This window comes from Mycolicibacterium sp. TUM20985 (assembly GCF_030295745.1).
GTDB lineage: Bacteria > Actinomycetota > Actinomycetes > Mycobacteriales > Mycobacteriaceae > Mycobacterium.
The window spans coordinates 4,602,958-4,626,424 of sequence record NZ_AP027291.1 but is presented as its reverse complement, the minus strand read 5'-3'; the positions used below and the strand labels follow the sequence as shown (position 1 = coordinate 4,626,424).

General features: G+C 67.7%; 24 protein-coding genes. 12 read left to right on the top strand and 12 right to left on the bottom strand.

Annotation, left to right across the window (positions count from 1 at the left end):
- The first annotated feature begins 17 nt into the window (after positions 1-17).
- Positions 18-125 carry a hypothetical protein gene (locus QUE68_RS22670; protein ID WP_286274506.1) on the top strand — a complete coding sequence of 36 codons (108 nt, stop codon included), beginning with the start codon at positions 18-20 and terminating at the stop codon, positions 123-125.
- Between the two features lie 128 nt (positions 126-253).
- Here the strand turns inward: QUE68_RS22670 and QUE68_RS22665 are convergent, their stop codons facing one another.
- The 3 genes from QUE68_RS22665 to QUE68_RS22655 all read right to left on the bottom strand — a co-directional run bounded on the left by QUE68_RS22665 (position 254) and on the right by QUE68_RS22655 (position 4,448).
- Positions 254-1,114, bottom strand: coding sequence for a universal stress protein (locus QUE68_RS22665; RefSeq protein ID WP_286274505.1), 861 nt, complete (start codon positions 1,112-1,114; stop codon positions 254-256).
- Between the two features lie 26 nt (positions 1,115-1,140).
- Positions 1,141-2,652 carry an APC family permease gene (locus QUE68_RS22660; RefSeq protein WP_286274504.1) on the bottom strand — a complete coding sequence of 504 codons (1,512 nt, stop codon included), beginning with the start codon at positions 2,650-2,652 and terminating at the stop codon, positions 1,141-1,143.
- An 86-nt stretch (positions 2,653-2,738) separates the two neighbouring features.
- Complete coding sequence (locus QUE68_RS22655) at positions 2,739-4,448, bottom strand: APC family permease (protein WP_286274503.1); 1,710 nt, start codon at positions 4,446-4,448, stop codon at positions 2,739-2,741.
- A gap of 241 nt (positions 4,449-4,689) precedes the next feature.
- Here QUE68_RS22655 and QUE68_RS22650 point away from each other — a divergent pair, with 241 nt between their 5' ends.
- On the top strand, positions 4,690-5,598 hold the full coding sequence (locus tag QUE68_RS22650) for a sigma-70 family RNA polymerase sigma factor (protein ID WP_284228518.1): 909 nt from the start codon (positions 4,690-4,692) through the stop codon (positions 5,596-5,598).
- Here the strand turns inward: QUE68_RS22650 and QUE68_RS22645 are convergent.
- The 5 genes from QUE68_RS22645 to sdhC all read right to left on the bottom strand — a co-directional run bounded on the left by QUE68_RS22645 (position 5,573) and on the right by sdhC (position 9,786).
- The gene (locus tag QUE68_RS22645) at positions 5,573-6,205 is read right to left on the bottom strand and encodes a carboxymuconolactone decarboxylase family protein (protein ID WP_286274502.1); all 633 of its coding nucleotides are present in this window, start codon (positions 6,203-6,205) and stop codon (positions 5,573-5,575) included. The genes QUE68_RS22650 and QUE68_RS22645 overlap by 26 nt on opposite strands.
- 111 nt (positions 6,206-6,316) lie before the next feature.
- Complete coding sequence (locus QUE68_RS22640) at positions 6,317-7,093, bottom strand: succinate dehydrogenase iron-sulfur subunit (protein WP_284228517.1); 777 nt, start codon at positions 7,091-7,093, stop codon at positions 6,317-6,319.
- Positions 7,093-8,847 carry a succinate dehydrogenase flavoprotein subunit gene (sdhA, locus tag QUE68_RS22635; RefSeq protein ID WP_284228516.1) on the bottom strand — a complete coding sequence of 585 codons (1,755 nt, stop codon included), beginning with the start codon at positions 8,845-8,847 and terminating at the stop codon, positions 7,093-7,095. Before sdhA ends, QUE68_RS22640 begins: the two co-directional genes overlap by 1 nt.
- 37 nt (positions 8,848-8,884) lie before the next feature.
- Entirely contained in the window at positions 8,885-9,370 is a 486-nt protein-coding gene (locus QUE68_RS22630; RefSeq protein WP_284228515.1) for a succinate dehydrogenase hydrophobic membrane anchor subunit, read from the bottom strand.
- Positions 9,367-9,786, bottom strand: a complete 420-nt coding sequence (gene sdhC / locus QUE68_RS22625; protein WP_284228514.1) for a succinate dehydrogenase, cytochrome b556 subunit — start codon at positions 9,784-9,786, stop codon at positions 9,367-9,369. The genes QUE68_RS22630 and sdhC overlap by 4 nt, the downstream gene beginning before the upstream one ends.
- Before the next feature lie 228 nt (positions 9,787-10,014).
- Here sdhC and QUE68_RS22620 point away from each other — a divergent pair, with 228 nt between their 5' ends.
- From QUE68_RS22620 to QUE68_RS22610, 3 genes are read left to right on the top strand one after another with little or no spacing between them, the layout of a single operon-like run.
- The gene (locus QUE68_RS22620) at positions 10,015-10,431 is read left to right on the top strand and encodes a cytidine deaminase (RefSeq protein ID WP_286274501.1); all 417 of its coding nucleotides are present in this window, start codon (positions 10,015-10,017) and stop codon (positions 10,429-10,431) included.
- A complete protein-coding gene (locus QUE68_RS22615; protein WP_286274500.1) occupies positions 10,428-11,726 on the top strand; it encodes a thymidine phosphorylase in 1,299 nt (432 codons plus the stop codon). Before QUE68_RS22620 ends, QUE68_RS22615 begins: the two co-directional genes overlap by 4 nt.
- Positions 11,727-11,736: 10 nt before the next feature.
- Positions 11,737-12,825 (top strand): adenosine deaminase, encoded by a 1,089-nt coding sequence (locus tag QUE68_RS22610; RefSeq protein ID WP_286274499.1) that lies wholly within the window; start codon positions 11,737-11,739, stop codon positions 12,823-12,825.
- 59 nt (positions 12,826-12,884) lie between these two features.
- On the opposite strand, the gene QUE68_RS22605 is transcribed toward QUE68_RS22610, so the two are convergent.
- On the bottom strand, positions 12,885-13,721 hold the full coding sequence (locus tag QUE68_RS22605; protein WP_286274498.1) for an alpha/beta fold hydrolase: 837 nt from the start codon (positions 13,719-13,721) through the stop codon (positions 12,885-12,887).
- The gene (locus tag QUE68_RS22600; protein ID WP_284235197.1) at positions 13,718-15,262 is read right to left on the bottom strand and encodes a PucR family transcriptional regulator; all 1,545 of its coding nucleotides are present in this window, start codon (positions 15,260-15,262) and stop codon (positions 13,718-13,720) included. The genes QUE68_RS22605 and QUE68_RS22600 overlap by 4 nt, the downstream gene beginning before the upstream one ends.
- A gap of 116 nt (positions 15,263-15,378) precedes the next feature.
- Here QUE68_RS22600 and QUE68_RS22595 point away from each other — a divergent pair, with 116 nt between their 5' ends.
- From QUE68_RS22595 to QUE68_RS22575, 5 genes are read left to right on the top strand one after another with little or no spacing between them, the layout of a single operon-like run.
- Positions 15,379-16,827, top strand: a complete 1,449-nt coding sequence (locus QUE68_RS22595; protein ID WP_286274497.1) for an APC family permease — start codon at positions 15,379-15,381, stop codon at positions 16,825-16,827.
- The gene (locus QUE68_RS22590) at positions 16,827-17,510 is read left to right on the top strand and encodes an SDR family NAD(P)-dependent oxidoreductase (RefSeq protein WP_286274496.1); all 684 of its coding nucleotides are present in this window, start codon (positions 16,827-16,829) and stop codon (positions 17,508-17,510) included. Before QUE68_RS22595 ends, QUE68_RS22590 begins: the two co-directional genes overlap by 1 nt.
- On the top strand, positions 17,510-18,304 hold the full coding sequence (locus QUE68_RS22585; RefSeq protein WP_286274495.1) for an SDR family NAD(P)-dependent oxidoreductase: 795 nt from the start codon (positions 17,510-17,512) through the stop codon (positions 18,302-18,304). The genes QUE68_RS22590 and QUE68_RS22585 overlap by 1 nt, the downstream gene beginning before the upstream one ends.
- Positions 18,301-19,251, top strand: coding sequence for an agmatinase (speB, locus tag QUE68_RS22580; RefSeq protein ID WP_284231242.1), 951 nt, complete (start codon positions 18,301-18,303; stop codon positions 19,249-19,251). The genes QUE68_RS22585 and speB overlap by 4 nt, the downstream gene beginning before the upstream one ends.
- On the top strand, positions 19,248-20,117 hold the full coding sequence (locus QUE68_RS22575) for a polysaccharide deacetylase family protein (RefSeq protein WP_286274494.1): 870 nt from the start codon (positions 19,248-19,250) through the stop codon (positions 20,115-20,117). Before speB ends, QUE68_RS22575 begins: the two co-directional genes overlap by 4 nt.
- 9 nt (positions 20,118-20,126) lie before the next feature.
- Here QUE68_RS22575 and satS read toward each other — a convergent pair whose 3' ends face one another.
- Positions 20,127-21,398 (bottom strand): protein export chaperone SatS, encoded by a 1,272-nt coding sequence (gene satS, locus QUE68_RS22570; RefSeq protein WP_286274493.1) that lies wholly within the window; start codon positions 21,396-21,398, stop codon positions 20,127-20,129.
- 38 nt (positions 21,399-21,436) lie between these two features.
- Complete coding sequence (locus tag QUE68_RS22565) at positions 21,437-21,943, bottom strand: SRPBCC family protein (RefSeq protein WP_286274492.1); 507 nt, start codon at positions 21,941-21,943, stop codon at positions 21,437-21,439.
- A 30-nt stretch (positions 21,944-21,973) separates the two neighbouring features.
- Between QUE68_RS22565 and QUE68_RS22560 the strand changes: the two genes are divergently transcribed.
- Positions 21,974-23,050 carry a zinc-dependent alcohol dehydrogenase family protein gene (locus QUE68_RS22560; protein ID WP_286274491.1) on the top strand — a complete coding sequence of 359 codons (1,077 nt, stop codon included), beginning with the start codon at positions 21,974-21,976 and terminating at the stop codon, positions 23,048-23,050.
- A gap of 217 nt (positions 23,051-23,267) precedes the next feature.
- Complete coding sequence (locus QUE68_RS22555) at positions 23,268-23,465, top strand: excalibur calcium-binding domain-containing protein (protein ID WP_284235205.1); 198 nt, start codon at positions 23,268-23,270, stop codon at positions 23,463-23,465.
- The last annotated feature ends 2 nt before the right edge of the window (positions 23,466-23,467 follow it).

The window sequence follows — 23,467 nt, the reverse complement described above, 5'->3', positions numbered from 1 at the left end:
ACGCCGTGATCCTCGGCATGGGTATCGCCGCGGATGAAGGCCTACCGGTCGCCGGCCCGCTCATCGCGTTGATCGGCTACGTGCTGGGGGCGGCGGTCGTCGGACCGTCGTCGTCAACGCCGTAGTGCTCGCAGCGGTCGCGACCGCGCTGCTGTTCGTCTCGCATCCTGGGCGGCCGTCGGCCGGAATCGCCTCCGCCGCAACCATCCTGTGGGAGCGCGCGGCCGCTACCGGGTAGCCGGGTCAGTGTTGATCACTCGGCCCGCGGCACCACGATCACCGGCGCGTCCACACCGGCGAGGATGCGCGCCGCCGTCGACCCGAGGAACAACCTCTTGGGTGCCGCGAACCGGCTCGATCCGATCACCAGCACGTCTGACTCATCCCAGTTGAGTTTCTTCAGCGCCGACTCGAGCGTGGAGCCGTCGGCCACCAGGGACTCGATCTCGGGTGCATCCGGCAGCGCCCTGGCCGCCACGGCGAGGTTGGCCTCGGCGGCCGAGATCTTGGCTTGACGAACCTCTTTCGGGCTGGCGTGGTGAGCCAGATCCTCGCCCGACACCAGCGAGAGCATCCGCATCGACACCCCTGATGCGCTGGCGAGCGTCAGGGCGAAGGGCAGGGGGTTGTCCTCACCCGCCTTCGTCGGTACGGCCGCGGTGACCATGTCGATCCGCTCCGGGGGATCCTCGGCGAAACCGCGGGGGGCCAGCGCGACGGGGATGGGGGAGCAGTGCAGGAGGGCACCGGCGATCGAGCCGATCACGTGCCCGCCGAAGATCCCGTCGCGCGCCCCGCCGATGACGATCAGATCCGAGTCCTTCTCCTCGGCGAACCCGATCAACGTCTCCGAATACGACTCGCCGACGAGCACGTTCGGGTTGGCGGACACGCCGACGGCGGCCAGCGCGGCGATGGCCTGAGCCACCCATTCCTCGCCCTTGCGCACCAGCAATTGCTGGTACTCGACGCGGCCGGGGTGGCCGTCGGGATACTCCTCGCGTACGACGAGCACGACGTCGACCGTCGCGTCGAAGGTGTTGGCCAAGGCGCCGGCCAGCGCGATGCCGTCGTCACCGGTCGGCGTTGCCAGGTAGCCCACGGTCAAATGCATTGACGTTCACACCCTTTCGAAGTGCTTCAGAAGGTGTCCGGGACCTTGACCTCGGTCGTGGCGGTGAGTGTCTCGCCACGGAAGAACCGCTTGGTGCCGAACGCGAAGCAGGCCAGCATCAGCGGGATGCCGAGCACCAGCATGCCGACCCCGAGGACGAAGACGCCGCCCAGCGGTCCGAACGCCGTGTAACCGTAGTCGGGTGCCATCATCTCGATCGCGCTGTAGACGAACGCCCACGTCATGGCCAGGGCACCCAGGAGCGGGAAGATGCCGCGGAAGAACAGGTTTCGCACGGACTGGAACAGCGTCCTGCGGAAGTACCAGACGCAGCTGTAGGCGGTGATGCCGTAGTAGAACGCGACCGCCAGGCCCAACGATGCCACGGAGTCGGCGAGGGCGTTCTCCGAGAGGAAGGTCAGCACCAGGTAGAAGAACAGTGCCGCGCAACCCATCACGATGGTGCCGAAGGCGGGGGTCATGTACCTCGGATGTACGCTCGCGAACCGCTTGGGGATTGCCTCGTAGACCGCCATGGACAGTGTGCCGCGCGCCGTCGGCAGAATCGTCGTCTGCGTCGACGACAGTGCCGATACCGCGACGGTCAGCAACAGCAGGGAGGCCACGATGCTGCCCGCCACCGGCTCGCCGAGCACGGTTAGCACGTCGTCGGTGTTGTTGGGGTTGTTCAGACCGATGCCCACCTCGCTGAAGCCGGCGAAGGATTCGATCGCGTAGGCCACCAGGACGTAGGTGCATACCAGGATCAGGGTGGTGATCACGGCGGCGATGCCCGGCGTCCTGCCCGGGTCCTTGGTCTCTTCGCCGACCGCGAGGCAGGCGTCCCAACCCCAGTAGATGAAGATGCAGAGGATGATCGCCGCTGCGATGGACGACAGGTCCAGTCCGCCCGGCCACAGCCAGGACAGCTGCGGCATGATCGCCTGCGCGCCAGCGGTTCCGGAGTAGACGCGGATCAGCGCGAAGATGCTGACGATGGTCAGCACTCCAAATTGGACGGCGATCAGGACGTTCTGCATCTTCTCCGACACGGCGACGCCGCGAGCGCTGACGAGTGTCATGGTGATGATGAAGAAGGAGCCGAGAAGCACCTTGGCCAGCAGGCTTTCGGCCAGGTCGTCCAAGCCGAGGAACCGGTACAGGTAGATGGCGGCCACCTCGGCGACGTTGGCCAGCACGATGATCGCCGACACCGCCAGCCCCCAGCCGCCAATCCAGCCGATCCATGGGCCGAAAGCCTTTGTCCCCCAGGTGAAGGTGGTGCCGCAGTCGGGCGTGTCCTGGGACAATTCCTTGTAGCCGAAGGCGACGAGGAGCATCGGGATGAAGGCGAGCACGAACATCGCAGGCGCCTTCTCGCCGACGGCGAGGACCACGTAGCCCAGCGTCGCGGCCAGGCTGTAGGCCGGGGCAACGGCGGCGAGGCCGATGACGACGTTGCCGACCAGGCCGATGGCCCCGGACTGGAGGCCCTTGTCGTTGGTGACGGGACCTGCCGTCGGTTCAGCGATAGCCATGCCAGGAATATACGGTCCTGGCAAGTTCCTGGTGACTTACTGTCGACTTCCCGTGAGGAATCGTTTCACGGGATTTACACGGCCGATCAGCTGTTCTTGGTGAACTCCTCGCCGGTGACCGAATCGACCGCCGTCTCTCCGGCCGGCAGGTTCGACAGGTCGGGGGAGATGACCGTCGGCATGTCCCCGGAGTCGGGCAGTCCGAAGCGAGCCACCGAGCCGACGGCGGGTTCCAGCAGCAGATCCGACCGACGCGGCAGGGTCTCGCCCTTGAAGAAGCTCGGCGACATGGCCCGCCAGACGAACATCATGATCACGCCGAGGACGAGTGCGCCGATGCCAACGACCGCGACCGCGCCGAAGCCCAGGATCGTGACGTTGTTGCCGTCGTCGTCGAGCAGGTAGTCGGGCTTGGAGTAGGAGATCAGGCCGTAGGCGAAGACCACCGTCAACATGACGGCGCCCAGGAGGGGTACGACGCCGCGCATCATGAGGTCACGCGCCGACCGGGTGAGCGTCTTGCGGTAGTACCAGACGCACGCGAACCCGGTCATGCCGTAGTAGAAGGCAATCATCAAGCCCACCGACCCGATGAGGGCCAGCAGCAGACTGCTGCTGATGAGGGTGAACATCACATAGAAGAAGATCGATACCGCACCCATCACGATGGTGGAGACCGTCGGCGTCAGGTACTTGCGGTGGATCTTGGCGAACGACTCCGGCAGGGCCTTGTAGACGCCCATCGACAGCGTGGTGCGGGCCGTCGGCAGGATCGTGGTCTGCGTCGAGGCGGACGCCGACGTCAGAATCGTCGCCGAGAGCAGGAGCAGACCGATGTGCCCCATCACGCTATCGCCGAACAGGGCGGGTCCGATGGCCGCGAAGACGTCGGCCGAGTTGTCCGGATTGCCGAGCCCCGCACCGTCTTCGCCGACGCCGGCGAAGGCCACGACGGCGACGGTGACGATGGCGTAGGTCGCCAGCAGCAGGAAGGTCGAGAGCACCGCGGCCCTGCCGGGTGTGGTGCCCGGGTCGTCGGACTCCTCGTTGCACGCCACCGCGGTGTCCCAACCCCAGTAGATGAAGATCGCGATCAGGATCGCCGGGGCGATGACCGTGCCGAAGTCCAGACCACCGGGCCAGAACCAGGACAGCGACGGGTTGATGGACTCCCCTGCCAACGCGTTGTTGGTGTAGACCTTGACCAGCGCGTAGATCGAGATCACCACCAGGATGATGACCTCGAAGCCCAGCAGGAAGTACTGCAGGCGCGCCGAAACCTCGATCCCGCGATAGCAGATATAGGTCATGACGACGATCCAGATGACACCCGCCACCGTGGACCAGAGCGTGCTGTTGGCCAGGTCGGCGACGGACGTCCAGCCAAGGTCGCCGACGAAGGTGAACGAGTAGGCGCCTGCGATCTGTGCCAAGTTCGCCATCACGATGACGTCGGCGGCGATGATGCCCCAGCCGCCCATCCACCCGACCAGCGGCCCGAACGCGCGCGATGCCCAGGTGAAGGTGGTGCCGCAGTCCGGCTCGGCCTTGTTGAGCTCCTGGTAGGCGACGGCGATCAGGTAGATCGGCACGAACGCCAGCAGCACGATCGACGCGGCCTTGACGCCGGCGCCGCTGGCCACGATCAGTCCGAGGACCGCGGCGAGGCTGTAGGCGGGTGCGGTCGAGGCCATGCCCACTACGACGCTGGACAGCAGACCGAGCGAGCCGCCCTTCAGGCCCTTGCTGTCGACGGTTGCGCCGGTACCGGAACTTCCCGAGTCAACGGTGGTCATTGGTATCTCCCTGTTCAGGTCAGACGAACGGTTGGAGAATACGGTTTCCGTTGCCAAATCGCGCGTCGACGACGAAATTAGTGACCACAGCATCTTCACAGCTACGAATTCGGTGCCGAAAGGAGTCCTAAGCCCCTTGTCGCGAGCGTGCGTGTCTGCGGGCGACGCGCCGCGGCACAATCGAACTTCACGCACGCTCGCACCCCTGCCGTCGGGCACGTCCCGCCGCTAGTCTCAGCTGGTGACCACCGCGCAGTGGGCCGACGAGTTCGAGCGGCTGCGTGCCCACCTCCTCGCCGTCGCCTACCGGCTCACCGGCACGTTCGCCGACGCCGAGGACGCCGTGCAGGATGCGTGGTTGCGTTGGGACGCAATGGGTTCGGCCCGCGACGGCATCACCGACTCGCGCGCGTGGCTGACCACCGTCGTCAGCCGAATTGGGCTGGATCGGCTCCGGTCGGCCGCCCACCGGCGCGAAACCTACTACGGGGAGTGGCTGCCCGAGCCGGTGGTGACGCCCCTGGACCGGTCCGATCCGCTGGCCGCCGTCGTCGCCGACGAGGACGCCCGCTTCGTCGCGATGGTGGTGCTCGAGCGACTCACCCCGGATCAGCGGGTTGCGTTCGTTTTGCACGACGGGTTCGCCGTGCCGTTCGGTGAGATCGCCGAGGTGCTCGGCGTCAGTGCACCAGCCGCGCGGCAGCTGGCCTCACGCGCCCGCCGCGCGGTCGCCGACGCCGATGCGCCCGGGGCGGACGCCTCCCACGACGAAGTGGTCGGACGGTTGATGGCCGCCATGGCGTCGGGCGACATGGCGGCCGTCGTCGCGCTTCTGCATCCCGAGGTGACCTTCACCGGTGACTCGAACCGCAAGGCGCCCACCGCCGCTCGCGTCATCCACGGCCCGGACAAGGTGGCGCGTTTCATCTTCGGTCTGGCCGCGCGATATGGGGCGAGGTTCTTCGAGGGGGCTCAGCTGGCACTGGTCAACGGTGAGCTCGGCATGATCACCACTGGATTCGACGCCAACGACGACGGTCCCGCGATGCAGCCCCACATTCAGGCGTTGACCGTCCGCGACGGAAAGGTCTGTGCCATTTGGGATATTGCCAACCCGGACAAGTTCACGGCGTCGCCGCTCGATCGATAGTCCGATGCTCCTCGCGCGAGCGCTCGTCGGTAGCCCAGGGAACCCGGCAGGCGTCCCCAGAACTGAAGCCCTGTTCGGTGATTCCCAACGCCGTATTCATCCGGGCGCGCATGTTCTCGACGCCGATCTGATAGGTCAACTCCATGGCGCCCGCATCACCGAAGCGGTGGCGCAGATCGGCGACCTGCTCGTCGGTCACGAGATGCGGGTCGGTGGTCATCGCATCGGCGTACGCGATCGCCGCGCGTTCGTCGTCGGCGAACAGCGGCGAGGTCGCATACTCGTCGATGCGTTTGAGCCGCTCGACGTCCAAGCCGTCGAGGCGAATCATCATGGCGCCGAAGTCCACGCACCAGGAGCAGCCGACGGTGCGGGCCGTCCAGTACACGGCGAGCTCGCGGACGGCGGCGGGCAGCTTCGTCGAGCCGCGCTCCAGCAGCGTCTCGTGCACGGCGTTGGCGATCAGCAGCGGCATGTGATGCGCGCCCACCGCGAACGGGATGGGCACCTCGCCGAAGCGGCGTTTGGCGTAGCGGTACATCAGCCGCGCGGTCAGCGAGGCCTTCTTCGGTGGCAGGGGTTCGAGGCGCGGTCGTTGAATCGTCATGCCACTTGGACGAGATGGCCCGCCGATCTGTGACACCCCAACCCCGCCATTCGTGCACGCGGACCCGCGGTGAGCGCGGTCTAGCGTGCACAAATCGCGAGGGCAATAGGGTTAGCGGGCGAACATCAGTGCGCGCTTGACCTCTTGGATCGCCTTGGTCACCTGGATGCCGCGCGGGCAGGACTCCGTGCAGTTGAAGGTGGTGCGGCACCGCCAGACGCCGTCGACCTCGTTGAGGATGTCGAGTCGCTCGGCGGCGGCCTCGTCACGGCTGTCGAAGATGAACCGGTGCGCGTTGACGATCGCGGCGGGCCCGAAGTAGGAGCCCTCCGTCCAGAACACCGGGCAGCTGGTGGTGCAGCAGGCGCACAGGATGCACTTGGTGGTGTCGTCGTAGCGAGCGCGGTCGGTCTGGCTCTGAATGCGTTCGCGGGTGGGCTCGTTGCCGCTGGTGATGAGGAACGGCTTGACGGCGCGGTAGGCGTCGAAGAACGGTTCCATGTCGACGACGAGGTCCTTCTCGACGGGCAGGCCGCGGATTGGCTCGATGCTGATGGTGAGCTGCTTGCCCGCCTTCTTGGGCAGCATGTCGCGCATCAGCACCTTGCAGGCCAGCCGGTTCACGCCGTTGATCCGCATGGCATCCGAACCGCACACCCCATGGGCGCACGACCGACGGAACGTCAACGTCCCGTCGAGGTACCACTTCGCGTAGTGCAGCAGGTTGAGCAACCGGTCCGTGGGCAGGCACGGCACCCGGAAGCTCTGGAAGCCGGCGCCGTCGGGATCGTCGGGGTTGAACCGCGCGATCTTCAGCGTGACCATCACGGCGCCCTCGGGCACGGGCGGGGTGGTCGCTTGGTCCTTCTCGATGGCGGGTGCGCTCATCAGTACTTCCGTTCCATCGGCTCGTAACGGGTCTGCACGACTGGCTTGTAATCCAACCGGATGTCACTCAGCAGGTCACCACCCTGCTTGTACGCCATCGTGTGTCGCATGTAGTTGGTGTCGTCACGATGCGGGTAGTCCTCCCGCGCGTGGCCTCCGCGGGACTCCTTGCGGTTCAGCGCGCCGACGACGGTGACCTCGGCGAGCTCCAGCAGGAAGCCGAGCTCGATGGCCTCCAGCAGGTCGCTGTTGTACCTCTTGCCCTTGTCCTGCACGGTGATTCGGCTGTACCGCTCCTTGAGCCCGTGGATGTCGGTCAGCGCCTGCTTCAGGGTCTCCTCAGTGCGGAAGACGGCTGCGTTGTTGTCCATCGACTGCTGCAGCACACCGCGGATGTCGGCGACCCGCTCGTTGCCGTGCTCGGAGAGGATGTCACCGACCCATTCGGTCACCATGTTCGCCGGGGTGGCGGGCATGTCGACGAAGTCGTGGCCCATCGCGTAACTCGCGGCGGCGATGCCGGCCCGTCGACCAAACACGTTGATGTCCAGCAGCGAGTTGGTGCCCAGCCGGTTGGAACCGTGCACGGACACGCAGGCACACTCACCCGCGGCGTACAGGCCCGGCACGATCGAGTTGTTGTCGCGCAGCACCTGGCCGTTGACGGTGGTCGGGATGCCTCCCATGACGTAGTGGCACGTCGGGTACACGGGCACCAGCTCGGTGACGGGGTCGACGCCGAGGTAGGTGCGAGCGAACTCGGTGATGTCGGGCAGCTTGGCCTCGAGCACGTCGGCGCCGAGGTGCCGGACGTCGATGTAGACGTAGTCCTTGTTCGGTCCGGCGCCGCGGCCTTCGAGCACCTCGAGCACCATGGATCGGGCCACGATGTCGCGCGGTGCGAGGTCGACGATCGTGGGCGCATAGCGCTCCATGAACCGTTCCCCGTCCGCGTTCAGCAGACGGCCGCCCTCACCGCGCACGGCCTCGGAGATCAGAATGCCAAGACCGGCCAGGCCCGTCGGGTGGAACTGATGAAACTCCATGTCCTCCAAGGGAAGTCCCTTGCGGAAGATGATGCCCAGGCCGTCGCCGGTCAACGTGTGCGCGTTGGACGTCGTCTTGTACATGCGCCCGGACCCGCCGGTGGCGAACACGATCGCCTTGGCGTGGAAGACGTGGACGTCACCGGTGGCCAGCTCGTAGGCCACCACGCCCGTCGCCACCGGGCCGCCCGGCGTATCCGAGAGCACCAGGTCCAGGGCGTAGAACTCGTTGAAGAACTCGACGTCGTGCTTGACGCAGTTTTGGTACAGGGTCTGCAGGATCATGTGGCCGGTGCGGTCGGCGGCGTAGCAGGCGCGGCGGACGGGTGCCTTGCCGTGATCGCGGGTGTGCCCACCGAAGCGGCGCTGATCGATGCGGCCCTCGGGGGTGCGGTTGAACGGCATCCCCATCTTCTCGAGGTCGTAGACCGCGTCGATCGCTTCCTTGCACATGATCTCGACCGCGTCCTGATCGGCGAGGTAGTCGCCGCCCTTGACGGTGTCGAAGGTGTGCCATTCCCAGTTGTCGTCCTCGACGTTGGCGAGCGCGGCGCACATGCCGCCCTGCGCGGCGCCGGTGTGACTGCGCGTCGGGTACAGCTTGGTCAGGACGGCGGTCCGCGCCCGCGGGCCTGCCTCGACTGCGGCGCGCATTCCTGCGCCGCCGGCACCGACGATGACGACGTCGTAGCGATGTTCGATCAACATGCCGTGCTCTCCATCTTCTTCGTGAACCGTCGTCCGGTCACGAGATGTTTGCGTCGAAGGTCAGTAGGACGTAGGTGCCCAACACCACCGTGAACAGGACCGACAACCCCAACAGAGCGTTCAACCAGAACTTGGTCGAGTCCTTGCGGGCGTAGTCGTTGATGATCGTGCGCATGCCGTTGCCACCGTGCAGCTGGGCCAGCCACAGCAGGAGCAGGTCCCAGGTCTGCCAGAAGGGCGAGGCCCAGCGCTGCGCGACGTAGTTGAAGTCGATGCGGTAGACGCCGCCGTCCCAGATCAGGCCGACGAAGAGGTGGCCGAGCGCGAGGACCACCAGAACGATCCCGGAGAAGCGCATGAACAGCCAGGCGTATTTCTCGAAGTTCGGCATCGCGCTGCGTCCGCGGGGTGAGCGCGGGTTGTCCAGGCCGGCGGGCCGGTCGTGGCTGCGCTGCATGACAGGAGCGGGACCGCCGCGCTCGCTGACGTGGTCGTAGGGATTGGCTCCTGACGATCGGCTCATAGGAAACGCTCCGCCATGTGCATGCCCATCACGCCGAGGGCGGCGATGAAGACGGTGATCCAGACCGCGAGCACCACCCACAGCATCAGTCGTTGGTACTTGGGACCGTTCTGCCAGAAGTCGATCAGGATGATGCGGATGCCGTTGAGCGCGTGGTAGAGCACCGCAACCACGAGGCCCATCTCCAGCAGGCCGATGATCGGGGTCTTGTAGGTATCGATGATCGCGTTGTAGGCCTCGGGGCTGACCCGGACCAACGCGGTGTCCAGGACGTGCACGAAGAGAAAGAAGAAGATCGTCGCGCCCGTGACGCGGTGCAAGACCCACGACCACATGCCCGGGTCGCCGCGGTACAGCGTGCGGCGGCGCGGTCGCGGCGCGGGTATCGCGGAATCCGCTGTCGTGGCTGTGCTCATCTCCGGCCTCCAACGCCCTCGGTGGAAGGTTTGGTAGCCGGTGGGGACCAGTGCCAACCTTTGCCCAAACCTGTTGCCGACTCTAATCCCAAACCGTGCACGGAAAGAACTAGCGTGGGACCGTCGATCGCCCTCGTGGCATCGGAATTAGGGTTACCTAAACACGATGGCAGTAGTGAAACCGGAGTTTCTAAATGCATTCAGAACACCGACGACGGGGCTGGTGCGATGCCGGAAATTGATTGGAACACATTGCGGGACAAGGCAATAGAAGCCAGCGCCCACGCCTATGCGCCCTATTCCGGATTCCCGGTCGGGGCGGCAGCGGTCACGGCGGATGACCGAATTCTGACCGGTTGCAATGTGGAGAATGTCTCATATGGCCTGGGTCTCTGCGCGGAGTGCGCCGTGGCGTGCGCGCTGCATTCCAGTGGCGGCGGACGGCTCGTCGCACTCACGTGCGTCGACGCCACCGGGGGCTTGCTGATGCCGTGCGGACGGTGTCGCCAGGTGCTCCTCGAGCACGGCGGGCCGGGGATGCTGATCGACCATCCGGCCGGTCCACGGGCGTTGGGTGAGTTGCTCCCCGACGCGTTCGGGCCCGACGATCTCGACGCCGTCAAAGGGTGGAGCCAAACGCAGTGACGCGGTTCACGTTCGACGCTCCGACGGTCATCAGGATCAAGCGTGACGGTGGCGTCCTGCCAGACGCGGCGATCGACTGGGTCATCGACGGCTACACCCGCGGCGTCGTGCACGACGAGCAGATGTCGGCCCTGCTGATGGCGATCTTCCTGCGCGGCATGACTCCCGGTGAGATCTCGCGCTGGACGGCCGCGATGATCGACTCCGGCGAGCAGTTCGACTTCGGCGATCTCCGCCGCGACGGCAAGCCATTGCGATTGGTGGACAAGCACTCCACCGGCGGGGTGGGCGACAAGATCACCATCCCGCTGGTGCCCGTCGTGATGGCCTGTGGAGCGGCCGTGCCCCAGGCCGCGGGCCGTGGCCTCGGCCATACCGGTGGCACGCTCGACAAGCTCGAGGCGATCGCCGGGTTCACCGCGGAGTTGTCCAAAGCGCGGATCCGCCAACAGCTTCAGGACATCGGAGCGGCCATCTTCGCCGCCGGTGAGCTGGCGCCCGCGGATCGGAAGATCTACGCCCTGCGGGACGTCACCGGTACGACGGAGTCCCTGCCGTTGATCGCGAGTTCGGTGATGAGCAAGAAGCTCGCGGAGGGCGCCCGTGCGCTGGTGTTGGACACCAAGGTGGGGCGGGGCGCCTTCCTGGCGTCGGAGGCAGAGGCGCGGGAGTTGGCGACGACGATGGTCGCCCTCGGCAATGCGCGGGGGATCGACACCCGCGCGCTGCTGACCCACATGGACTACCCGTTGGGCCGAGCGGTCGGCAATGCCATCGAAGTCGCCGAGTCGGTCGACGTGTTGGCCGGTGGCGGCCCCGCTGACGTCGTCGAGCTGACGCTGGCGCTGGCGCGCGAGATGCTCGACGCCGCCGGGATCGATGGCGTGGACCCGGCGCAGACGCTGCGGGACGGCACGGCGATGGACCGGTTTCGCGACCTCGTCGCCGCCCAGGGTGGTGACCTCTCGCAGCCCCTACCGATCGGATCGCACACCGAGACGGTCACCGCGCCGCGTGGTGGCACGATGGTCGACATCGATGCGATGGCGGTGGGACTGGCGGTGTGGCGGCTCGGTGCGGGTCGATCGACACCCGGCGGGCAGGTGCAGTTCGGCGCGGGAATGCACATCCACCGCACGCCCGGCGAACCCGTGGCCGCGGGCGAGACGCTCTTCACGCTCTACACCGACACACCCGAACGTTTCGACGGGGCCATGGCCGAGCTCGACGGTGGCTGGACCGTCGGCGACGAGGTGCCCGAGGCGCGCCCCCTGATCATCGACCGGATCACCTGAGGAGGACTGCATGACCACTCCACTGACGCTCGAGAACATCCAGCGGGCACCCAAGGCCCTGCTCCACGATCACCTCGACGGCGGATTGCGACCCGCGACGGTGGTGGAGTTGGCCGAGCAGTTCGGCTACGACGGTCTCCCCACGCGGGACGTCCGGGAGCTGGCCACGTTCTTCCGGACGGCCGCGCACAGCGGCTCGCTGGTCCGCTACCTCGAGCCGTTCGCCCACACCGTCGGCGTCATGCAGACACCGGAGGCGCTACACCGGGTGGCGTTGGAGTGCGTCGAGGATCTGGCGGCCGACTCGGTGGTCTACGCCGAGGTCCGGTTCGCGCCCGAGCTGCACATCGACGGCGGATTGTCGCTCGACGCGGTCACCGACGCGGTGCTGGCCGGTTTCGCCGACGGTGAGAAGGCGGCCGCGGCCGACGGCAAGACGATCACGGTGCGGTGCCTGGTGACCGCGATGCGGCATGCCGCCCGGTCGCGGGAGATCGCCGAGCTGGCCATCCGTTTCCGCGACAAGGGCGTGGTCGGCTTCGACATCGCCGGTGCGGAGGCCGGGTACCCTCCGACGCGGCATCTGGACGCCTTCGAGTACATGCGAAACAACAACGCGCGGTTCACCATTCACGCCGGGGAGGCATTCGGTCTGCCGTCCATCCAGGAGGCGATCGCCTTCTGCGGCGCCGACCGGTTGGGCCACGGGGTCCGGATCGTCGACGACATCGAGGTCCACGGCGACAACGACGCGACGCTCGGCCGGCTGGCGTCCATCCTGCGCGACAAGCGCATTCCGTTGGAGCTATGCCCCAGCAGCAACGTGCAGACCGGCGCCGTCGCCAGCATCGCCGAGCACCCGTTCGCGCTGCTGGCCCGGCTGCGATTCCGAGTGACGGTCAACACCGACAACCGATTGATGAGCGATACCACCATGAGTCAGGAGATGCTGCGTCTGGTCGAGGCGTTCGGCTACGGCTGGAGCGATCTCGAGCGGTTCACCATCAACGCGATGAAGTCGTCGTTCATCCCGTTCCGCGAGCGCCTGGCGCTGATCGACGACGTGATCAAGCCGCGCTTCGCCGTCCTCATCGGCTGACCCCCGCGCGATTTGGGCACGCAAACGGTCGCTCGGCGAACGGAAACGCGCCGAAATCGCTAGAGGACCGCCCGCAGCCGGTCGGCGAATTCACCTGGGGCGCCAAGGAACCCGCCGTGATCGCCGGGGAATTCCGTCGTGTCGATGCCGAGTCGCTCGGCCACGGCGACCGAGGTTCGGTGGGTCAGCAGGTGGCCCGACTCCACGCCGAGGCCGATGACGATGCGGGTCGACGACGCGCGGAGGGCCTCGAAGTCGGGTAGGTACTGCGTGGTGGGAGCCAGATCGTGAATGAAGAAGCGCGCCCCCTCCGCCAACTCCTGCTCGGGGTTCACCGGGGCGCCGTGCGGCTCAGGTGGGCCGGCGTCGTCTGAGCCGAAGGTCTCCACCTTGAAGCCGGCGTGGACCATGAACTTCATCCACGCGGCGTGCAACCCCTCGGTGCGGAACGTATCGGTGATGTCTCTGGTGGCGGCCCGCTGCTGCTCGGCGTCGGGAAGCAGTTCCAACAGCGGCGGTTCGTGCGCCACCAGCGTGCGCACGCGGTCGGGGTAGCGCGCGACCAGTGCGAGACCGGTGACCGCGCCGCCGCTGGAGCCGAACACGTCGGCGGACTCGGCGCCGAGCGCGTCGAGGATGGCCACGACGTCGTCGGCGCGTAGATCGGGGTTCGACGGACTGTTCGGATCGTCGACGGGACTACCCGCGAAACCCCGCGGGTCGTAGGTGACGACGGTGTGGTCGTGGGCCATTGCGTGCGCGAGCGGGGCGAACTCCGCGGCCGCCATCGGCGAGCCGATGACGAGGAGCAGCGGGCCGCCTCCGCGGACTTCGTAGTGCAGTCGGGCGCCGGGAACGTCGAGGGAGCGGGAGATGAGTCCGTTGGTGGTCTTCATGCAGGTGTCGACCGGCGGCCCGCGGAGAACTCATCGGCCACACCCGCCGGGCTCAGCAGGTCCCTGGCCCGCAGCGCGAGCCAAAACTCGGCGATGGCGGCGGTGTCGGTGATCCGGCGGCCGGTGATCTCCTCGATCCGCTGCATGCGATACACGACGGTTTGGCGGTGCACACCCGTCGCCTTCGCCGTTCGCACCCACGATCGGTCGCATCGGAGGTAGGTGTCCAGCGTCGCGACCAGGTCGGTGGAATGCCCTGCGTCGTAAACGATCAGCGCGCCCAGCACGCGGTCGACGACCACCTGCGCCTCCTCGGTGTCGCGCAGCACCGACAGCATCGTGACGTCGCCGTAGTGGGCGGTGCGCTCCGACGTGCTGTCGGCGGCGCGCATCGCCCACGTTGCCTCGCGGACCGCCGCCGGGCCGCGGCGCGGGTGCCCCAGGGGGTCGCTGACGCCGATCGCCGCCTCGGCGCCCACGCGGTGTCGCAACGCCGCGAGCGGGCCGTCACCGGCGGGCACCAGGGCGTAGAGCACCGGTCCCCGCCGTAGGAGGAGGTGCGGCACCTGACGACGGCCGAGGCGCACGTGCAGGTGCCGTTCGGCGCTCTGGGAGCCGCCCGAGATCGCCACTAACGCCGTCGCCGCGGGCCGTAGCCCCCGATCGGCGAGAATGCCTGGAGACTGGCCGCCGGTGAGCCTGCCGTCGCACAGGGACGCCAGCACCTCCGCTCCGATGCGTCGGTCGTGCTCCCGGCGGACGTTCTGCTGGGCGAGCAGCACCGCCATGGCCGACGCCAGATGCTGCAACTGCACGACGTCGGGCGGGGTGGACCGAAAGCCGTAGGCGACCAACACCGTCGGCTCCTCGTCGGGCACCTCGACCACCAACGCACGCTGATCATTGGCGGAGACGTGCAGGACGCCCGGCACCGCACCGTGTCGTCCGGCGATCTCGTCGGTCACGGCCCGTCGCAGCGGATCCGCCACGGGATCCGACGAATCGAGTGCGACCTCACCCGTCGCGGCGTCGAGGACCGCCAGTCGGCACGCGACGTCGCGGCCCAACTGGCTCAGCGCACCGTCGGCCCCCTGGTGATTCACCGACTGTCGGATGACTTGGTAGACGCGTTCGGTAACCGCGATGCGCCGACCCTCGTCGTCCTCGGCGCCGCCCGCCACGGCCCGCCCGATCGCCGCGAACCCGACGGAGTACGGCACCAGCAGCACGGGGAACGCCAGGTCGTCGGCGAGTGACACCGCGGCGGGGGTGAGATCCGGTGTGGCCGAGTCGAGCCCGATGACGATGCCGCAGATGCCCTGCTCGGCGAGTCCGCGGATGAGTGCCGTCTGCCCGCCGTCGGATGCGGGCAGTGTGCGCCCGTTCTTCATCAGCAGCTCACCGCCGGCCAGCCATGACCAGGGCTCCTCGAGGTCCGAGGTCTGCGCCCACGACACCGGTCGGTCCAGCCCGCCGACGCCCGCGCGAACGCCCAGCCGCAGGTGCGGGGTGTTCACCAGGTCGGTCAGTCGATAGGCCATCGTAGATTCAAACCTAGACGATCATCTAGTTCTGAAACGACATTTCAGACGATCGACGGCTTCCGCTTCGGCGCGATCAGGTACAGGGTCACTGCAACCAGTCCTGAGGAGTCGCGATGACAGAATCCGAAACACCGTCGAGGCTGAGCCGTGGCTTCAGCTTCCGGGCGGCGCTCGCGTTGGCCTTCGCCGACGTATCACCCATCGCGGCGGTGTACGCGATCTTCACCCTCGGCCTGTTCGCCGCCGGACCGAAGTTCTTCTGGGCGTTCCCGGTGGTGCTGATCGGTCAGCTCCTCGTCGCCGGGGTATTCGGTGAGTTGGCCTCCCGGTGGCCGTACGCGGGCAGCGTCTACCAGTGGTCGCGGCACGTGCGGGGAACCACGTCGGGCTGGGCCGCCGCCTGGGCCTACATGTGGGGCCTGACGATCGCGCTCGGCACGCTGTCGTATGCCGCGAGCGGATTCCTGCTGCAGATCTTCGGCGTGACCGAGCCCAGCCGATGGCTCACGGCCGGCGTGGCCGTCGCGATCATCATGCTCGGCACGGCGGTGAACGTCGTGGGCCGACAGGTCCTGAAGGTGATGGTGATCGCCAGCATCACGTGCGAGGTGATCGGATCGGTCGGCCTGGGCATCGTGCTGCTGGTGTTCTACCGCGAGAACCCGTTCTCGGCGCTCTTCTCCAGCGCGGGTCTCCCGGACGCCGCGACGTGGACGTCGGGGCCCATGCTGCTGGCGGTCGCCTTCGTCGGCTGGTCCTTCCTCGGGTTCGAGGCCGCGGGGTCGATCGCCGAGGAGGTCGAAGATCCGGAGCGCAACGTGCCCAAGGCGATCATCCTCGGTCTCCTGCTGGTGGGCCTGGTGGTGATGTTCTCCAGTGCCGCATTGATTCTCGCGATCCCCAATCTCGACGAGGTGGTGGCTGCCCAGTCCGGTGACGTCGTGTCGGAGACGCTGACCGCGCACCTCGGCGCCGGCGTGACCAAGCCACTGCTGGCGATGTTCGTGATCGGGTTCATCTCGAGCTTCCTCGCCGTCCAGGCAGCCGTCTCGCGATGCATCTGGGGAGCCGCCCGCGACCGGAGCCTGCCCGGCTCGAAGGTGCTGGGCCGGTTGGCGGGCCCGGAACGGTTGCCCGTCAACGCAATTGCGCTGACCGCGATCGTCGCGATCGTGTTCATCCTGTTGGCCGGTTCGCAGTTCTACAACATCCTGGTCAACTTCAACATCATCGGCTTCTACATCGCGTTCGGCGTACCCGTGATTGGGGCGGCCATCGCGCGTCTGACCGGGAAGTGGAAGCCCGGCCCGTTCAACCTCGGCCGCTGGGGCGCCCCGGTCACCTACCTCGCGTCAGTGTGGATCATCTTCGAGACGGTCAACGTCGCATGGCCGCGGACCCAACCCGGCCAGCCGTGGTTCATCAACTGGGCCAGCGTGCTCACCACGGCGGTGCTCGGCGTCGTCGGCGTGGCGATCTACCTGACCGTGCGCCGGAACATCGAGGCCCCGGTGGGGGAGCGGTTCGCCGACGAGGCGGACCGCGCCACGTCTGGAACCTGATGTCGCGCAACGCAATCGTCACTGGCGCGGCATCCGGCATCGGCGCCTCCGTGGCCGACCTCCTGCGGGCCGACGGCTGGACGGTGGCGGGTATCGACCTGTCGGACACCGCCGATCACGTCGCCGACGTCTCGGACCCGGTCGCCGTGCAGGCCGCCATCGAGGAGATCCGCCGGGAGCTCGGTGAGATCGACGCTCTGGTGTCGGCGGCCGGGCACTACGACATCACCCCGGTGTCCGACGTCTCGGCGACTGCACTGCACCGGATGCTCCGCGTGCACCTGGGCGGGTTGCGCAACACGGCGCGGGCGGTGCTGCCGTCGATGCTGACCAGAGGGTCGGGAGCGATCGTCGCGATCACCTCCGAACTCGCCATCGGCGGCGGCGACGGTGACGCGCACTATGCCGCGGCCAAGGGTGCCGTCATCGGGCTGGTGCGCAGCCTCGCCGCCGAGGTCGCGGGCCGCGGGGTGCGGGTCAACGCGGTGGCGCCCGGCCCCACCGACACCCCTCTGCTGTCCGCCGATTCGCCGTGGCGGTCGCCGGACTATCTGGCCACGCTGCCCAACCGCAGACTGACCCGACCCGACGAGGTTGCCCGGATCGTGGCGTTCCTCGTCGAGGACGGTGCGGCGTACTGCACCGGCGACGTCATCTCACCCAACGGCGGAGCGGTGATCTAGTGAGCGACGAACCATTACGTGGACGGCTGGCGCTCGTGACCGGCGCGGCCCAAGGCATCGGCTCGGCGATCGCCCGCAGGCTTGCCGCCGACGGCGCCGAGGTGGCGGTCAACGACCTCCGGCCCAGCGCGGCGTTGGACGAGGTGGTCGCGGCGACCGAGGGATTCCCCGCGGTCGGCGACATCACCGACCCCGCGTTCGTTGACCTCGTCGACGGGATCGAACGGGACCGTCGCCCCGTCGACATCCTGGTGTGCAACGCGGCGTACATGACGATGGCGCCGTTCACCACCGACGAGCGCTTGCGCGAGGAGCAGTTGGACGACGACGAGGACGACTGGTGGAAGGTCGTCGACACCAATGTCGCGGGCACCTTCGCCTCGATTCAGGCCGTGCTGCCGGGCATGCGGCGCGCAGGCGGCGGGAACATCGTCGTGATCGCCTCCGAGTGGGGTGTCATCGGTTGGCCGGGCGCCAGCGCCTACTCGGCGTCGAAGGCGGGCCTGATCGCGTTGGTCAAGACGCTCGGCCGGGAACTGGCCCGCGAGAACATCACCGTCAACGCCGTCGCGCCAGGGGTGGTGGACACGCCACAGCTCGAGGTCGACGCCGCGGCCGCCTCGGTCAGCTTGGCCGAGATGCAGCGGCGTTACGGTGCCGACATCCCAATGGGAAGAATCGGACGCCCATCCGAAATCGCCAGCGCCGTGGCGCTTCTCGCACGTGACGACATCGGTGCGATGGTAGGCCAGACGCTTCAAGTCAACGGAGGATCGACGCGGTGCCGAGTATGAACGACGACATCAGGGGACAGGTCGACGGGCAGGCGGTCCCGCGGTACGCCGGGTTGACGACGTTCGCGCGGTTGCCCCGGCGAGAAGACGTGACCCGGTGCGACGTCGCCGTCGTCGGCGTCCCGTTCGACTCGGGGGTGACCTACCGCCCCGGCGCCCGGTTCGGCCCGTCGCACATCCGGCAGGCGTCACGCCTGTTGCGCCCGTACAACCCCCAGCTCCAGGTGTCACCGTTCGCCCATCAGCAGGTGGTCGACGCCGGTGACATGGTGGCCAACCCCTTCGACATCGCCGCCGCGGTCGCCGAGATCGAGTCGCAGGCAAACGAATTGATCGACGCCGGCGCCCGTCTGGTCACCCTCGGCGGCGACCACACCATCGCCTACCCGCTGCTGCGCGCGCACCGGCGTCGTTACGGTCCGGTGGCGCTGCTGCACTTCGACGCCCACCTCGACACCTGGGACACCTACTTCGACGCGCCTCTGACCCACGGGACACCGTTCCGGCGGGCGGCGGAGGAGGGCCTGTTCGTCCCTGGCCACAGCGCGCACGTCGGCATCCGCGGATCGCTCTACGCGCCAACCGATCTCGTCGAGGACGCGGGCTTCGGGTTCACCATCGTGCACTGTGCGGAGTTCGAACGCCGCACCACCGACGACGTGGTCGAGCAGTTGCGCACCGCGATCGGCGACCGCCCCCTCTACGTATCGATCGACATCGACGTCCTCGACCCGGCTCACGCACCGGCCACCGGTACGCCGGAGGCGGGCGGCATGACCAGTCGCGAGCTACTGTCGATCCTGCGCGGCCTCGACGGCCTCGACCTGGTCGGCGCCGACATCGTCGAGGTGTCACCGGCCTACGACCACGCCGAGATCACCGGAGTCGCGGCGGCCAACGTGGCCTACGAGTTGGTGTCACTATTGGCCAGGAGGGCGGAATCATGAGTGTGCCAGCCGATCCCGTGGAGTGGCCGGGTACCGCCAAATCCGCGGCGTCCTTCAGCTTCGACGTCGACGCGGAATCGGCGATGCTCGCGGTCGACCACGGCCACGCCAACCGCATGTCGGCGATGAGCCATCAGGCGTACGGACCGCTGACCGGCGTGCCCCGCATCCTGAAGATGCTCGCCCGCCACGAGATCACGTCGACGTTCTTCGTGCCCGGATACACGGCGCTGCGCTACCCGGACGTGGTCCGCAGCATCGTCGCCGAGGGCCACGAGATCGCCCACCACGGCTACCTGCACGAGGCGATGGCGGGACTGTCCGCCGAGGAGGAGGCCGCCATCCTCGACCGCGGGAGCGCAGTGCTGGAGGAGGTCACCGGCGTGCGGCCGGTCGGCTACCGCGCACCGATGTGGGAACTGAACTGGCATTCCCCGAAGTTGTTGCAGGACAGAGGGTTTCTGTACGACAGCTCGCTGATGGACACCGACCACCCCTATGAACTCTCCGTCGGTACCGAGTCTCTCGTCGAGATCCCGATCCAGTGGGCGCTCGACGACTGGGAGCAGTACTGCTTCGTGCCGGAGTTCTCGGGCACCGGGCTGATCGAGAGCCCCGTCAAGGTCGCAGAGATGTGGCGCCTCGAGTTCGACGGGCTACGCGCGGCAGGCGCTTGCTTCGTGCTGACCAACCATCCGTTCCTGTCCGGACGACCGTCGCGGGCCGCGGCGCTGGAGGGCCTGATCGACTACGTGTGCTCACACGACGACGTGTGGGTCACGCACCTCGGAGCGATCGCCGAGCACGTCCGCGGGCTAGGCCTGACACCGCGGTCGGTCGTGCGACCGGATCCGGCCGACTTCTAGCCCCGGAAGTCACTCCTCGCGCAGACGGGACTCCACGAAGGCCTCGACCTTCTCCCACTGCGCGACGGCCTTCGCGTGCGGTGACGGCGGCTTGCCGACCGTGTCGGGCGACAACACGTGCGCGACGAACCGGCCGAGCGGCTGGTCCGCATCGAGAGCCTCCTCGACCGAGGTGTCCTCGGCGTACTCCCCGACGTCGCGGATCAATTCGACGGCGAGTTCGAGTTGCTCGACGTCGATGGCGTCGGGGCCGTCGGCGATGTCGTCGGACAGCGTCCGCAACACGTAGACGTTGTCGTCGGTGATGTCGATCTGCAGCGAGCCGTCGGTGGCGGCGGTCTTGATGTCGTCGAACGTGGCCAGATCCGACAGGTCGCTCTCGTGTTCGTCGGCGAGGTAGCGCGCCAGCGCGCGCTCGGAGCCGAAGACGCTGATGCGTCCGTTGCGGCCGAGGAAGATCGGCTTGTCGTCCATGTAGCAACGCAGTGTGTAGAACGTGCCGCCGCGGGTGAGCAGGCGGATCGGGTCGATGCCGACGTGCGCCCAGAAATCCTCGTCACTGCCGAGAACCTGCTCGGTGGCCTGCGCCGTCAGCGCTGCCTCCTCGTCGTCGGTGTCGACCTCGTCGTCGATCACGACGTCGTCCGCGGCGTCGTCCTCGTCCTGGACCTCGGGTTCCGGTGCCGGCTCGGCGAGTTCGGCGGCAGCCTTCTCCGACGCCGCGGCGTCCACCTCGGGGATCGTGACGATCTCGTCGATGGCGTCCACCACGCCGTCCCAACCGCGGCCGATCACGGCTTCAATCTCGCCCCACCGCTTGCGACCGCTGCGGCCCTCGAATGCCTCGACGCCGCCGCCGAGGGAACCGAGAACGGGGTTGCCGTTGAAGAACTTCGACACCACCGGCAGATCGCAGACCGAACCGATCGACTGCACCACCGCAAGAGCGCTCAGCAGCGTGGCCACCGACTCCTCGGTCGGCTTCTCGGCGGCCACCTCGGGCACCCCGATCAGATCGTGCTGACGGGCCTCACCCGGGTCGAGCCGGTGTGCAGAGGATTCCTTCAACGAATCCCACGCCGGATGGTCGGAGAGGTCGTTGTCGGCGTCGGTCCGCACGAAGGCGGCCAGGTCGGCGACGCTTTCGAAGCCGTAGAGGTCGTCCCCCTTGCCGAGGAACGCTTGCCACTCGTCGTCTTCGTCGCGCCACGAGGGAGCCCACAGTGTGTAGAGATCGCCCTTGGTCAGCCCGAGCCTCACCGGCACGATGTCAGCAGCCATGCGGCACAGCCTAACGACGATGCCTGGGCGCTCTGCCGTCAGGCGGTGCGGGCGAAGTGGCGCTCCCCATCTGCGGCCATCCTGCCGAACGCGAGCCTGAGCACCGGCGCCAGCGCGATGAAGGGCACCTTGAACGCTCGCTTCGGCTCGATGGCGACGATCCACGTGAACGTCGTCGCGGCGCCGTCGGTGCCCGCGGGTTCGATCGCGTAGTCCTCGGCGAAACGGGCGAACACCGGCAAATTCGCTTCGTACACGGCGAACGAATAACCCTGCCCCTCGTCCCAGCGGAAGTAGCGTTCACGCACGCGAGCCAGGCCGGGGGCCAGGACGACCTCGCGGGTGGAGCCGATGCCGAATGGACGGGCGCTCAGCCATTTCACCGCACTGACCGTCGCGCTCCACGCGGCGAGCGACTCATCGGAGACCAGTGATTCCCACACCGTCGCGGGCGGCGCCGCGAACGTCTTGGTGTACCGGAAGACGTAGGGCGCCGACGCGAAGAAGTCTTCGTCGGCGGGGTCGACTGCATACCAGCGCGTCATGCCTCACAGCATGCACGCGACGATGAGGGCATGCGCGCGGTGGTGTTCGAAACGTTTGGCGGCCCGGTGGACGTGCGGTCCGTCGCCGATCCCGAGCCGTCGCCGGGTGGCGTGGTCGTGGAGGTACATGCCACGGGTCTGTGCCGCAGCGACTGGCACGCCTGGGCCGGGCACGACGACGGGGTCGCGCTTCCCCACGTACCCGGTCACGAACTCGTCGGCGTGATCGTCGCGGTGGGCGCCGACGTGCGGAAGTGGGCGCTCGGAGACCGGGTCACGACACCCTTCGTCTGCGGATGCGGTACGTGCGAGTGGTGCCGCAGCGGGCAGGCGCAGGTGTGTCCCGACCAGACGCAGCCCGGCTTCACGCACTGGGGCTCCTTCGCCGAGTACGTGGCACTGCACGCAGCCGACACGAACCTCGTGGCGATCGGCGACGGGGTGCCCGACGCTGCCGCCGCGGCACTGGGCTGCCGGTTCGCCACGGCGTACCGGGCGTTGCACGCCAGGGCGCGGGTCGCGCCCGGCGAGTGGCTGACGGTCGTCGGGGCCGGTGGGGTGGGGCTCAGCGCCGTCCAGGTCGGGGTGGCCGCCGGCGCCAGGGTGATCGCGGTCGACCGCACCCCCGAGGCGCTGGCGCTGGCGCGCCGTTTCGGTGCGGAACACACGGTGCTCGCCGATGGCGCGGGCGAGCGAAGCGGCGGGGGAGAACTCGCGAGCGACGTCGCGGCCCTGGTACGCGACCTTACTGGCGGCGGCAGCCACGTGGCGGTCGACGCGGTCGGGACGCCGGGCACCTGTGCCGACGCGATCCACAGCCTTCGACGCCGCGGTCGGCACGTGCAGGTGGGACTGCTCCCCAGTGTCGGCGGCTATCCCGCGGTGCCCATGGATCGGGTGATCGCCTGGGAGCTGGACGTTCTCGGCAGCCACGGCATGGCCAGCGTGGACTATCCCGACATGCTGCAGTCGGTGCACGCGGGACGCCTGCGCCCGCAGGATCTCGTCGAGCGCGTGGTTGGTCTCGTCGAGGGCGCCCGGCTGCTGACGACGTTGGACACGGCCGCGCCGGTCGGCGTCACCCTGATCGACCCGCGGCTGGACTGACGACCCGACACCTTATTGCTGGGGGCGGCAGTGCTGGGGCCACCACCGCGCATCGGCGCTTCCGACGCCTGGTGAGGGACCTTTGCGAAGTTGATCTTGTCGCCGGTGTCCAAAAGCGTCTAAATACACTTTTAGCTGCAGGTTTGGAGATTCAGTAAAGCAGGCTTATCGTTTTGCTCGGGTCGGGGATGTGATCGCTCTCACAAGGGGAATGAATATGTTGACGAAGTTTGCCGTTGCTGCATTGCTGGCCAGTGCCGTCGCCGTCGGGGTCGCGCCACTGGCCGCCGCCGATGGGCCCTACAAGAACTGCACGGCCGCTCATCAGGACGGTCGGTGGGACATCCCGGACAGTGACCCGGACTACTGGTCGGGCGGGGATCGCGACGGCGACGGCATCGCCTGCGAGTCGTAAAT

Coding starts and splice junctions, on each gene's coding strand:
- speB (WP_284231242.1), top strand. CDS start 18,301: ATGAACGACGACATCAGGGGACAGGTCGACGGGCAGGCGGTCCCGCGG.
- QUE68_RS22575 (WP_286274494.1), top strand. CDS start 19,248: ATGAGTGTGCCAGCCGATCCCGTGGAGTGGCCGGGTACCGCCAAATCC.
- satS (WP_286274493.1), bottom strand. CDS start 21,398: ATGGCTGCTGACATCGTGCCGGTGAGGCTCGGGCTGACCAAGGGCGAT.
- QUE68_RS22610 (WP_286274499.1), top strand. CDS start 11,737: ATGACCACTCCACTGACGCTCGAGAACATCCAGCGGGCACCCAAGGCC.
- QUE68_RS22655 (WP_286274503.1), bottom strand. CDS start 4,448: ATGACCACCGTTGACTCGGGAAGTTCCGGTACCGGCGCAACCGTCGAC.
- QUE68_RS22645 (WP_286274502.1), bottom strand. CDS start 6,205: ATGACGATTCAACGACCGCGCCTCGAACCCCTGCCACCGAAGAAGGCC.
- QUE68_RS22590 (WP_286274496.1), top strand. CDS start 16,827: ATGTCGCGCAACGCAATCGTCACTGGCGCGGCATCCGGCATCGGCGCC.
- QUE68_RS22560 (WP_286274491.1), top strand. CDS start 21,974: ATGCGCGCGGTGGTGTTCGAAACGTTTGGCGGCCCGGTGGACGTGCGG.
- QUE68_RS22555 (WP_284235205.1), top strand. CDS start 23,268: ATGTTGACGAAGTTTGCCGTTGCTGCATTGCTGGCCAGTGCCGTCGCC.
- QUE68_RS22600 (WP_284235197.1), bottom strand. CDS start 15,262: ATGGCCTATCGACTGACCGACCTGGTGAACACCCCGCACCTGCGGCTG.
- QUE68_RS22665 (WP_286274505.1), bottom strand. CDS start 1,114: ATGCATTTGACCGTGGGCTACCTGGCAACGCCGACCGGTGACGACGGC.
- QUE68_RS22595 (WP_286274497.1), top strand. CDS start 15,379: ATGACAGAATCCGAAACACCGTCGAGGCTGAGCCGTGGCTTCAGCTTC.
- QUE68_RS22565 (WP_286274492.1), bottom strand. CDS start 21,943: ATGACGCGCTGGTATGCAGTCGACCCCGCCGACGAAGACTTCTTCGCG.
- sdhC (WP_284228514.1), bottom strand. CDS start 9,786: ATGAGCACAGCCACGACAGCGGATTCCGCGATACCCGCGCCGCGACCG.
- QUE68_RS22670 (WP_286274506.1), top strand. CDS start 18: ATGGGTATCGCCGCGGATGAAGGCCTACCGGTCGCCGGCCCGCTCATC.
- QUE68_RS22630 (WP_284228515.1), bottom strand. CDS start 9,370: ATGAGCCGATCGTCAGGAGCCAATCCCTACGACCACGTCAGCGAGCGC.
- sdhA (WP_284228516.1), bottom strand. CDS start 8,847: ATGTTGATCGAACATCGCTACGACGTCGTCATCGTCGGTGCCGGCGGC.
- QUE68_RS22640 (WP_284228517.1), bottom strand. CDS start 7,093: ATGAGCGCACCCGCCATCGAGAAGGACCAAGCGACCACCCCGCCCGTG.
- QUE68_RS22620 (WP_286274501.1), top strand. CDS start 10,015: ATGCCGGAAATTGATTGGAACACATTGCGGGACAAGGCAATAGAAGCC.
- QUE68_RS22605 (WP_286274498.1), bottom strand. CDS start 13,721: ATGAAGACCACCAACGGACTCATCTCCCGCTCCCTCGACGTTCCCGGC.
- QUE68_RS22660 (WP_286274504.1), bottom strand. CDS start 2,652: ATGGCTATCGCTGAACCGACGGCAGGTCCCGTCACCAACGACAAGGGC.